7 protein-coding genes are annotated in these 12,125 nt (G+C 64.7%); 1 reads left to right on the top strand and 6 read right to left on the bottom strand.

Going from position 1 to position 12,125, the window contains the following annotated elements:
* Positions 1–467: 467 nt before the first annotated feature.
* Positions 468–914 (top strand): GFA family protein, encoded by a 447-nt coding sequence (locus AC5ZGW_RS39655; RefSeq protein ID WP_130231842.1) that lies wholly within the window; start codon positions 468–470, stop codon positions 912–914.
* 8 nt (positions 915–922) lie between these two features.
* Here the strand turns inward: AC5ZGW_RS39655 and AC5ZGW_RS39650 are convergent, their stop codons facing one another.
* From AC5ZGW_RS39650 to AC5ZGW_RS39625, 6 genes are all read right to left on the bottom strand, one after another.
* The gene (locus AC5ZGW_RS39650; protein ID WP_165435652.1) at positions 923–1,669 is read right to left on the bottom strand and encodes a poly-gamma-glutamate hydrolase family protein; all 747 of its coding nucleotides are present in this window, start codon (positions 1,667–1,669) and stop codon (positions 923–925) included.
* 151 nt (positions 1,670–1,820) lie between these two features.
* Entirely contained in the window at positions 1,821–6,617 is a 4,797-nt protein-coding gene (locus AC5ZGW_RS39645; RefSeq protein ID WP_496114073.1) for a peptidoglycan-binding protein, read from the bottom strand.
* Between the two features lie 21 nt (positions 6,618–6,638).
* On the bottom strand, positions 6,639–7,805 hold the full coding sequence (locus AC5ZGW_RS39640; RefSeq protein WP_028167087.1) for a hypothetical protein: 1,167 nt from the start codon (positions 7,803–7,805) through the stop codon (positions 6,639–6,641).
* Between the two features lie 2 nt (positions 7,806–7,807).
* The gene (locus AC5ZGW_RS39635; protein WP_130228647.1) at positions 7,808–8,242 is read right to left on the bottom strand and encodes a hypothetical protein; all 435 of its coding nucleotides are present in this window, start codon (positions 8,240–8,242) and stop codon (positions 7,808–7,810) included.
* A gap of 19 nt (positions 8,243–8,261) precedes the next feature.
* Entirely contained in the window at positions 8,262–9,521 is a 1,260-nt protein-coding gene (locus AC5ZGW_RS39630) for a hypothetical protein (RefSeq protein WP_130228648.1), read from the bottom strand.
* On the bottom strand, positions 9,518–11,908 hold the full coding sequence (locus AC5ZGW_RS39625) for a hypothetical protein (protein WP_496114072.1): 2,391 nt from the start codon (positions 11,906–11,908) through the stop codon (positions 9,518–9,520). Before AC5ZGW_RS39625 ends, AC5ZGW_RS39630 begins: the two co-directional genes overlap by 4 nt.
* Positions 11,909–12,125: the final 217 nt, after the last annotated feature.

Genomic DNA, 12,125 nt, shown 5'->3' with positions numbered 1-12,125 from the left:
CATGGCGGGTCCAAGCTCCTCTCTGAGCGGTGATCTTCGCAATCACCGGACTTACCATGACCGCTCCAGCCTCTCAGGCTTTTGCAGAACCTTCCGCACACTACTGTGGAAGCCTTTCCGTTGAGCCCTGGGGTCTAAACTCAACCAGCCGGAGGGCGGCTTTCGGCCCGAAGGAGCCAGTCTCAATCTCACGCCACAGAGACGGGTGACACCACCTGGTTCACACACAGCACCGTTAAGGTTGACTTCGAGCCTCCGCGTGAATCTTTCACACATGATGCGCGAATTCTTGAAAGGGTGTCCGGCTCAAATTCTAGAGATACGTTCGTGTTGAGATCGGTCACAGTCAGCAACTAATGATAGCTGGACGGTTCTAAGCGAACTGCCTATCCGTTGACGTCGCTAAGACGTTCTCGTTCGCCCACCAAGACCGGGCGTAGACGTGATGAACAGGAGAAGCAGGCAACATGGTGGATGATACGAACGTTCGGGCTGGCCAGTGCCATTGCGGTGCGGTGCGTTTCGAGGTGACGCTCAGCGACGGCTTCAATTCGATCCGCCGCTGCACCTGCTCTTACTGCCGAATGCGAGGCGCCGCCGTTGTCATGGCGGAAATGGGTGGGATCAAGGTCCTGCAGGGCGAGGATGCGTTAACAAGCTACCGCTTCCATACCGGATCAGCGCAGCACTTCTTCTGTTCTCGCTGCGGAATATACACACATCATCAACGACGATCTAACCGGAATCTATATGCGGTAAACGTGGCTTGCCTGGACGGGGTAAGCCCATTCGATTTCTCCGAGGTGCCTGTCATGGATGGCGTCAATCACACGAACGACACCGGCATGCCAACGCGTCGAGCAGGCACACTCCGCTTCATCCCAACAAGCCTGCTGGCTATTCCGTCCGGGTAGGGAACGGCTCATACGCGGCTCATGGATTTACGCAAAGCATCGAGCAGTAGCCAAAATTGAGCTTTCGTCGTGTTTTTCCGCTGCCGCCTTGTGTTGATCCCGAACAAGCTTCTACGATAGCTCGTTCCCATCTCGAGTTGGGCGCAGCCGCCAATTCTTGTCTTGTTTGCGATGTTGTCTGGGAGACTGCCGTCAAGCATCGGGTTGCTGGTAACCTCGGCCGGGATTCCTGCAGCATCCAATTCTTCCAGAACGATATCGCGCAACTCGTCGTCCAGTCCGCCGAGCTGAATTCTTCCATTCGCTTGGGTGTCCGTACAGCCGTGCAAGCTGATACAACGTTGAGCGTTTTCAACCAACTTCGTGGCTATTGGCTCATCGTAGTGGGAAGCCGTCACATGCAGGTCGCCGTTGCTGGAGGGCAACAACCCTTCAAACAGCCAGAGGTCATGCAATCCAAGACCATCAACTGCGGTCGCCAGCGTAGCCGGATGATAGCCGGCCGTAGCTAGAGCGATCTCGCTTGTGCCGGTCTCAATGCCACCTCCGTGGAGGGCCATGATGATCTTTTGTGTTTCGGTGTTGTCCGTGACCTGTTCTTCCACCAGTTGGCGCCACTCATGACGTAGCCATCTTTTTCCATATGCCATCCCTTCGACGTTGTTCGGATCATCGTACAGAGCAGTCATGGAATCATATTTGTCAGGTCCTCGTGGCATATCACCGATCTCCGTGCAGTCGGCTGGAATGATCAAGAGCCGGTCGCGGCTTGCGGCTCTTGCTGGCGAATGGTGGACCTCCGGACACGATAAGGCTGCCGCCCTGACTTCTTCGAGAACGCGTAGCCCAGACCCGACCGGCGATCCGGATCGGACCATTTAGGTTGCAGGTTTCAGTTCGACATTCTTACCCGCCACCCGCCTTCTCGATCATGCGCATGACGGCATGGAGCTCCCTCCCGTAAGTCGGTCCGGTGGCGTAGCCCGCGCGAGCGACTTCGGTTGCGAAGGCGTATGGGTCGTGGGTGACCGCGAACGCCTTGGCGTACCGCTTGTTGCGCGCCAGAAATGAGCCGTGCTCGCTGAACGCGGTGGCAGCGTCGGGATAGACGCGGAACCAGTCGCGCACGACATAGTCGTACTTGCCGTCGGGCCGCGGCGTCACCGAGATCACTTCGGGGAATTTGGCGTCGGGCCGCGACATGACCTCCTTGGTCTTCAGCAACTGCCGCATGTTTTCGGGCATGCTGGCTTTTGCCTTGATACCGAAAAAATTGAAGCCGGGCGCATGCGCACCCCAGCCGGATTCCAGCGCTGCCTGGCCGAGCGTTACCAGGGCGGGCACGCGGCTCGCCGCCTGCGAAGCCCTGGCTGACTCGCCGAACGTGGCGACGAACGCTTTCGGCGCGAGCTTCTTGCCCGGCACGTAGGGCAAGGGCGTCGGCGCAGGAGGCGTAGGAGCGGGGGCGGGCGGCAGCGACCGGCCACCCAGCGCGGCGCCAATCGCGGCCTTGGTCGCCGCGCCGACGACGCCGTCGGCCTCCAGCCCGCTGCGCGACTGAAACCCATGCACCGCGCCTTCGGTGTTCGAACCAAAATCACCGTCCACTGCCAAATCGTAGCCGAGCCCGACAAGGGCGCGCTGCAGGCTGCTCACGCCGTCGCCTTTGCTGCCCCGGCGCAGCGTCGGTCCGAGCATGAATTCGGCGACGCCTTTGAGGCGGTCCACCAGCCCCGGATCGCCTCCCGCTTCGCCCGCGAGCAGGGCTTCCAGGGTGAGGGTCTCGTCGGCTGGAGATTCGCCCTCGCAGGCGGCGCGCACGTCCTCACCGTCGCTGAAATTCTCCTGACAGTTCTCTTGCCAAGTCTCCTGCCAAGTCTCCTGCCATCCCTCGTCCTCGGCTTCGCTCTGCGCGCCCGGCAGCGGCGCGAGGTCGAGGTGGAAGTGGATGATAAGGGGATGCGGTCCATGCCAGTTGAGCCCCGTCACGCGCTTGTTCTTGTCTTTGCGCGTCGTGCCGGCGAAGATCACGTTGCGCTTGCCGGTCTCCCGGTTGATCTCGTCGGCGACCGCGAAATCGTTGTAGATGATCCGCCATTTGGCCGGCATCGCCTTCGCGGTCTCGTTCACCGCGCGCAGCAAACTCAAGGCATCGTCGCGGAGATAGAAGCCGCGAGCGTCGCGCCTGTTCAGGAACAGATCGAGCGAATAGCCGCGGTCGTTGAAGCTCCCGCCGCCATGTCCGCGATAGGTGCCCGCTCCGAGGCCTGCGCCGTAGCGGCGGTGCAGCTCGGCAAAGAAGCGGACCATGATCGGCGCGACAGGCGCCTTGTCGCTTCCGTCAATCGACGCGTGACTGACCAGCTCCACCCGCTGCGCCGGCGGCCCGAAATCGCCGAGCGAGCCGCCCGATGGCTCGGTGCGGAAGCGCATCTCTTCCTCGCGGCTGATCATCCAGGCGCGGCGGAGAACGTCGTCGGCGTACTTCGTCCCGAAGCGCATGCGGGCGCCCTTCAGCGTATCCTCGTAGTCGCCGCGCAGCGCCGCGCTTCGTTCGTCGGCCGAAGGCTTTCCGCCCGTCCGCCGCGACCACTCCGCAGCCAATCTGGCAATGAAGGCATCGAGATCCTCGTCGACAGGAAGCGGCGCAGGCGGGGTCGGTGCCGGCGGGATGGGAGCAGGTGGAGTAGGTAGCGGCGCGATCTTGCCGCCGAGCGCTGCGGCGATACCCGCCTTGGTGCGCGGGCCGACCACGCCGTCGGCGGCGAGGCCTGCGCCGGACTGAAAGGCGAGGACCGCTTTTTCGGTTGCAGCGCCAAATCGTCCGTCGATTTCGCCCGGCGAATGGCCGAGTTGCGCCAGCGCGCGCTGCAGCGCTTCGACACCGGCGCCGCCGTTGCCGCGGCGAAGCGTCGGTCCGACCACAAGAGCCGAGGCGCCCTGCAAGAGGTCGGCAGCTCCACCGGCCTCGGTGTCGAATGCGCGCACGCCGACGCCTGCAGGCCATCCTGCGTCATCCGATTCCGGTTCGAACCACTCGGCCTCGAATTTTCGGGGCGCCGAGTGGGCGCCGCACCCGCATCCGCACCCTTCGTGCTCGATTTCGTCCTCGGACGATTCAGGCCAGCGCGTGTCGGAGAAGTCTTCGTCGAGCTTGTCGCCAGGAAGGCCTGCTTCCACGTCCAGCCAAGCCAACGATTCCCCGTCGCCTCTCTCGAAATGTGTTTCCGCGCTCGACATCGCATCGAAATTCTCGAAGGCCTCGCCATCCGGGGCTGTGCCGAGCTCGCTCAACAAGGTCGGGAGGAGTTTACCGGGCAGCGCGCAATGGGTGATCGAATTTGGCACGGGGCGCAGCGCCACCGCGCCCGCACTGGCGCGGCCGTCGAATTTGTCGGTCTGAGATTTGGCGCGGTAAACGATGTCCACGCCCAAGCCGGGCCGGGCTGCGGCGAGCGCCTTGAACGCCGCGATGGGCGGGCTTCCGTAGGTGGCGTCAAGCACCCACACCTTGACGAGCTTCGCAAGCGCGCCGGTGCCGAGCGCCGTGGATTTGTTCGCGTTGGCGAGCGGATAGAGCACGCCGTAGGCGCGCGAGTGCCCGGAAATGACGAGCCGGCCGATTTGCGTGCCGCTCCGCTCGAGGCGGCGGTCCGTCTCGCCCAGCACTTCGGCAAACAGCGCATTGAGCTGCGCAGGCCGGTCGAGGCCGTGTGCACTCCAGCCTGCGTCGCTCCCAATCTGGAGCTGCGGCACGATCAGCAGCATCGGCCGGCCGCTGTCGGTCACGATCTTGCCGAGCCGGAAGGTCGCCTCCGTCACGATGCCCGCAGGCATGGCTCGCGGCACGCCGCACGGACTGAGCAGCCCGTGGATGTAGAGCAACATGTCGACCGGCCCGCTGCCTCGAACGGCCGCAGCCGACGCGAATACGGCGATCTTCGTGCCGGTGACGCGGGAGCGGTAGATCCATAACGCGCCGTCAAGATACGGCTTCGTGGACGGAACGACGGCTTCGATTTCGAACTCGCTCGTGATCGTCGGCTTGCGGCGAAACTCCCAGTGCCATTCCTCGGTCGGCAACTGCTCGAAGCCGTAAGCCGCCGCGTTCTGCTTCAGCCATCCATAGAACCAGCTCCTGCGCCAGGCCGCTCGCGCTGCGTCACTGCTACCGTTGGCAACCTCGAATCCCGCTTTTCTGTTCTGATAGAAGTCGACGGCAATGCCGTTCTGGTGATTGCTGTAGCCTGGCGCCGCAATCCGGCCACCCAGGCCAAAGCCGCCGTAGGCCTTCGACTTCAGCATGTAGGCGGCTGCTGCCTTCGAATGCGGACCTTCGGCAAGAGCTTCGCGGTGCGCGCGTGTCCGGTTGTAGTAGCCCTTGAAATACCTGAGCCACAGCGAGCGCTGGTGCTCGCTGCCGCGATAGCCGCTTGCTGCCGTCAATCGTTTCGTTCGCAGCGCATCTGCATCACCCGCAATCTGAGCCTTCTGCAGATCTGCATTTGCAGCGGTGAGCAGGCGGCCTGCGGCCCGCGCGGTCTCCGGCCGCGTCTTGACGCTGGTGCCGGGGATCGTCTCGACCTGAGTGCTGCTCAGGTCGGGCAGGGGAGCACCCCTGGCCTTGCGGCTGCGGGCGATATGCTCGGCGAGCACACTGTTGCGAAAGGCGATCTGCTCCGCTGTTGCGGTCCACGCCTCGGACTCGAGATATTCGTCCTCACCTTCGTGTTCGTCTTCGGCGCAGCGGCTGGCTCCGGATTCCAGCTCGCGAGCCTCCTCGAGCTCGCGCGCCCAAGGCTCCGAGCTTTCGTCTCGCGCGGCTTCGTTGTCCGCGGAAAAGCCATGCGAATCCCACGCCTGGGCTTCAAGCCCGGTGAACGATGTTTCATCGTAATCTTCCGACAGCGAGCCTTCCAGCTCCGGCTCGAAGCTCTCGCTCAGCAGGGTCATGCCCTCGACGGCGAAGAAGGCGTAGCTATCCGCGTTGTCCAGGGCCTGCTTCGGGGACAGGGTCGAATATTTCGGTTCGGGCTCGTAGGCCTGGTCCTTGATGCCGACATAGCGATGCGCGACCTCGTGGATGAGGGTCACCTCCTGCGTGTCGGGCGCCAGCGCGCTGAAGTTGCAGTGCCTCGGCCGCGTGTCGAAGCAGATGTGGACTTTGCCGAAACCGCCGAACAACTGCGTCGTCAGGGCATAACCGCAGACGGCTCCCTTGCCGTCCGTGGCGCAGTCGGTCTCGCCGCGGAACTTGATTCCATCCTTCAGCGCCTTTTCGATCCGCATCAGCCGTGTGACGATGTGACGGAGATCGTCGTGCTTCGTGGTGTGAAAATGCCGCAGCAGCAGCTGCCGCGTGGCTGCGCCCATCCGATCCGGCCGTCCGTACGCGCTGCCGACGAACGAGGCCGCATGCCGCACTGCGCGCAGACACCGTTCGGTGACGTCAAGCAGCAGCTGCTTCTGCGTCGACGTACAGTTCGCGAAGGAGTGGGGTGAGCCCAGTTCTTCCTCATCGAGGGACTGGGATTCACCCGCACCAGTCCACTCCGCTTCGCCCGAAAAGGCCACGAACGGGTTGTCCTCGAGCGTGGCGAACGCTCCAATTCCGCTGTGGTTCTCCGGCTCGGACGTCTCCGCGAACGGAGCGTCGAGGCCGAGCGGGTCGAGCGATTGGAAATCCTGCGTGGACCCGTGCATCGTCTGCCTCCTGCGTTGACCTCAACGTGCGCCGACGAGCAGTGGCGGCCGGGTCGGCGGCCGCATCTCGATCGGCTTTGCGCGTGTCTTCAGATCCTTGCCAGTTGCGGATGCCCACTCAGTGATGACCCGCCTGCTCGAAGCTCCGATCGGCGAAGCTGCGCCCGGCGGCGAACCGACCGGCGGCTGCTCGAGGTAGAGAACCCACGCCAGTTCAGGTCCGGACACGACGCCGGACTCGACGATGCGCAGGAACCGGGAAAGATCGCCAGCCATCGAGAACAGAGCCGACGACCTGCTGTGCGGTGCGAGCCCAACGCGCTCGCCGATCATCCGCAGGCGCTCGTAGGGGCTCGTGGCGTTGGCAACCAGATCCTCGACCACCGGCGTGTTGGCGCTTAGCGTCAATTCGGCCCAGCCGAGGGCCGTCGCCGCGACCAGCTCCTCCCGGCTGAGCAACTGATTTTGCCGCCGGGCGCGCAGTGCAAATCGCAGTGCTTCGGCGATCCTGAAAATCCGATCGTCGTCTGAGGCGTTCACGCCGGATGTGTTGCGAACGTTGGTGATCGCCTGCCACAGTTCAAAAAGGAGTTCCTCGAACACCTGGATGAATGACGCGTTCGCGTGCGTGGCCTTGTCGTAGGTGGGCGGCCGGTTGTCGTCGGTGCCAAATGCCAGGTCGAGGCCGAAGAGCCGCCAGTATGCGTTGCGCCGTATCGCCTCGGGATCGGGACGGATGACACTGGTGGACAGCCACGGGGCAAGCGGATTGGCCGCACCAAACAGCAGCACCTCGGTGATCTCGAGCCAACGCTGGGTCGCGATTGACGGGATGCCCAATCCCTCGCCGGAGCGATACTCCCGGACGACGCGGCGCAGGATCTGGATGGCGCGTGTGTTCTCCAGAACGTAGCTGTAGCCGAGGTGGTCCCATTGCGGGACACCGGCCAACGACGGATCCGGGATGAATGGCGCGAATGCGCCGATGTCGTAGCGGAGGAAGGCCAGCCGGGCCGGGCTGGCCGGCTGCGGATTCGGCGGCGGTCCCCATACGCGAAAGGCGTTCCAGACCTGTTCCATGTGGAGCAACAGATCGAACGGATCGCACATGAGCACTATTGCGGCCGCCGCGTCGCGCGACATGTTGGACGGCGGCGCCATCATGCGGTCAATCAGCTGCTGGATCATGACTAATACCTTTCGTTGTCGCGTGGGCGCGGAACGACCTCGCCGATGAATGGAACGGGACGCGTTGGTATCGGCACGGTCGATGCTCCGGACCAGCTCGGCCGCGCCGTGGCTTCGATCATGCTTGCAAGACGCGCGTTCACAGCGCCATCCGTGATCGGAACGCGATGAGGTCCGATCTCCGCCAGCGGTGCGAGCTTGGTGGACAGCTCCTCAAATCCGTTAGTCAGGATGCATTCGATCGCGCTCATCTGCGACAAGCGGCTCAGCGCCTGATTCAAGTGGCACAGCTCCTGCTCGCGCTTCGCATCGCGCTCGTGCAGTTCGTTGATGGTCTGCTTGAGGAGGTCGATCTCCTCGTTGCGCCCGTCCGATTGGCGTTTGGCAAGCTCCAGCACGGACTCGGATCCCGCCGAAGATGAAGGCTTCTTGGCCATGTCGTATTCCTTTCTCAATTCACGCCGCTTCGGCTTGGTTGACGAACCAGCTGCGTGCGCGTTCAATCCACATCGGTGCAGTCTCCGGACATTCGGCCTCGCGCAGGCCGGCGAGTGCGACGATCCGTATTCCCTCGCGCTGCCGCCACGCCGGCGACGTCCAGAGCGCTGCGCCAGCGGTGTGTTCGAGCTCGGCAAGCGCCTGGGGCGAGACGCGTTTTGGATCGAGCACGTCGGTCATCGGCCGGCCGCCGAGCCCCGGTACGGACGCTAAGAGACACGCTTCTGCGATCCTTGGCATCGCGGCCTTCGAGCGGGCGAGCAGGGGCTGCAGCGTCTCTTCGGCGAGGGCGATCGGATAATGCGCTTCCATGGCCCGTTGCAGAGCATTCCATGGGCCCTTATCGCCGAAGCAGAGGTGTGACATTGCGCAACCGAGGACTGTGCGAAGCCACCCGATCGGGTGCGGGTCGCCCACCGGCCATTGCAGGATGGTGTCGGCATTGCCGACGACGTCGTAGAGCGCCGCCGTCGAGGCATAGCCGGTGTGAAGAAAGGCAAAGACGTCGGCACCGATCTCGGAGGCCCAGGGTGTCCACATCGCCTGAAGCTTTTCATCGTCCTTCAGCGCGCGCGCTATGGCCGCTCGCACGGAGGGCGTCCAGCCGGTGAGATGAGCGACCTGATGGCCAGTCTCGTGAAAGAGCGAGGTTGGGCGATAGAGATTGTGGCGCACGATCTTGATGGCGGCGACCGGCATGATGGCCCCGGGCGCCCAGAGGCGGACGCCCGCGCGCAGGATCGAGGCGCCGGTTCCCTTGTCCTGGTACACCAGCACTCTTGGCACCGGCTTCCTCGCCCGCTCGAGCACGCCCTGCATGCTCGTGACCGCAAGCCGGTCGAGCGTCGTGAGCGCCTCGCGCAGAGGCGCACTCGTTCGCGAGTTCACGGCATCTCCGAGGAAATCCAGCGTGGTGTCGACCTGGACGTAGCGGCGACGGAAACGCTGGACACCGGTCGAGGCGGCTGGAATGCGGGCCGGATTCTTCCGCGCCTCGGCAACGACCCGCTGCGTCGCCTCACCGAGCTCGATGAGTTCCTCGACGACCGCGTTGATCTGCTGGCGCAGCGGCGCACCGGTGTCGCGTTCGACCGACTTCCAGGCCTCGATCGAAGCAAACTCCTCGGCATCGCGAAACGTGCGAGCGGCCGCCAGCCAGTGGGCGACCTGCCGCTGGAGGTCCGAGGTGACGAGATGCTGGTCGATGTCAAGCGTCACTTGCCGCCTCGCCCAGGTGTGACGGAGATGGCGATGCTCGGTGTGCCGCGCAGCGCGGCGCCGGACGGCGCGGACGCACCGCCGCGCAGCATCCTGCGGATCGCGTCGAGCCCGGGCACCGCGGTGAGGTGGATGCGAACCGTTACACCGGGATCGGGATGTCCGGCTGCGCGCACGAACGCTTCCGCATTGGCTCGCGCCCATTTCGTCAACGCCGGCATCACCCACGCGCGCAGGCGCTGGCGCAGCTGTGCGGTCAGGCCGGGCGGCAGCAGCTTGCCCCTGTGGGCAGCGAAGTCCTCGAAAGTCTCGCCGTCCTCACCGTCCTCGCGCAACATCCGGAGAGGAGCCTGGCCGCCGGCGGAGAGTCGCTCCATGTCCTGGTAGGTCCTGGTGAGCGCCTGCAGCAGCGGGAGGCTTCCCTGGCCCTTGCGGATCGCCGCGACGATCTTCTGCGTCTCCGCCTCCGACAAGTAGATGCCGACGCTGATGCGCGCCTGGCGCATATTCACCGACGCCCAGGCACGGCTTGCGCGCAGACGCCTGGCCACGGCCTGTCCCGCCGGGCCCGCGGGCAAAGTTGGCGGCGCGCCGGCGCCGACCGGCTCCAGAATGTAGAAGCGCTGGCCCGCGGCGATCCGCTGTCGCGAGCGAAGATATGCGGCGGGCACCGCGACGCCGAGCTTCGGTTCACGCAGTAGAACGCCGGCCGCCGCCGGCGTCAGCGGATGGACGTTGGCGGTGTTGATGTAGCCGCGGCCTGCGCCTGCGCCCGACCGGTCGGTGCGGACCATGCGCTGGAGCGTGGTGCCGGGCGCAGACTGATAGATGTGCATGCGCGCGCGGATCGGAAACTGCGCGCCCGCCGCCCGCATCGCCGCGCCGACCGTCGATCCGCCGAAGGTGGGCAGCGTGTCCGCAATCTGCGACGTCACCTGGATATCGGGCGTGCGGTTGTACTTGCGATAGGGCCGGAGGCTACGCGGGCGGCGGCTCACGAAGGTTCCGCCGAGCGACGGGGCCTGCTGCAGCGACGCACGAACGAAGCGAGGCGGGAAATGCGTTGCAACGGCTTGGCTGAACGCTTCTGCGGTCGCGAGCTGGGTCAGCTCTTCGTCCTCGAACACGTAGTCCTCGTTCTCGGCGAACTGGCGGACCGTATCCTCGACGACGCTGGCGAGCGCGACCGGCGCCACCTCGTCGCTGCGCTCGAGCTGCGCCCGGTCCTCGGCCTCGAGCGAGATGAGCCTCAGACCGGTATCTACGATGGCGTTCGACAGAGGCCCTTTGAGCTGCGGTCCTACCCATTTGCCGATCAGCTGGCCGAGATAATTGGCGAGGAAGCCCACCACCTTCGGTCGACCGACGAGGTTGATTCCGAGTCGCAGCGCGCCGAGCAGGGCGGGAACGAATTGCTCGATCGCCGGCGCGAGATCTTCGTCCTCGTCGGCGTCGCGCAGCCGTTCGATCAGTGCGCCGCGGGCTTCGGCGAGCACCTCAAGTTCCCGCGTCTCGATCTCGCTCTCGTCCGTCGCACCGAACGCCTCGCCTTCGAACTCGGCTGCCGCATCGCCCGCCAGTGCCTCCGCTATGGCCGCGTCGAAGGATTCGGCGAGCGACTCCATGTCGGTCAGGTTCGCCGGTGACACCTGAGCTTCGTCGATGCTCTCCTCCGCAGCCTCGGACGCGAATCGGGCGGCGAGCGCGCGTGCGTGCGGCTGCAGAGGTGCCGGCAGCCGGCCGATGGCGAAGGACAGGACGCGCCGGAGCAGGGGATTGATCAGGCCGCGCAGCTTGTTCAGAACCGGCCCGAGCAGCGACCCCGCGACCTTGCCGACGCTCTTTGCCACATTGGCGACGGTCTTGACGACGCCCTTGGCTTTCTTGATGAGCTTGCCGATGAACTCCTCGCCGGCCGGCGTCAGCTCTCCGATCGATGGGTCGAATCTCTCCAGCACCTCATCGAGCTGTTGCTCTGAAAGGGAGCCGACGTCCAGGTCGGCCATCCCTGCTTCCAGCGCCTGCAAATACTGTTGCGCCTCGAAGCGCACCGGGGCGAGGTGCGCTTCGGCATAGCGTTCGCGCTCCTGTGCGGACGCCGGCGTCTCGCCGACGAACCGCTCGTCGAGTGCCTGCTCGGTCTCCTCGGCCAGAAACGCAAGCGCTTCGTCGAACGCTTCGTCGCGAAGCTCGGCATAGACTTCGGCCACCAGGCGGTCGGTCTCGGACTGGCTTGCGCCGCCATCGAGCGTCGCTGCGAATGGCGTGAGATTCTCGCTCCACGGAGCGAAGCCGATCGCCGCGCCGTTTTCGGTTTCGGCGAAGGCTTCAGCGAACGGGTTTTCCTGCCCGGCGAAGAGATGGGATGACTCTTGTTGATTCAGCATCGCGCGACTCCGGCCTCCTGAACATCTGCGGTGCAGTTGAGCATGACCGCCGTCCGCCGCTGTGTGTGCCGCCGTCGCCTTGCCGTCTTGTTCGCGCGCTCAGTGCGTATTGCTGCCGTGGCCGCGGCGCTTTCCGAGGCGTCCACGCAGCGTCGCAGGATCGCCCACGGGCAGACGACGGCCGTCCTGCAGACTCCGGAAAAGGAAGAGACAAAAA

Source organism: Bradyrhizobium sp. Crot121 (assembly GCF_059512385.1).
Note: the sequence above shows the minus strand (reverse complement) of the source record. Positions and strands in the feature narration are given on the sequence as shown.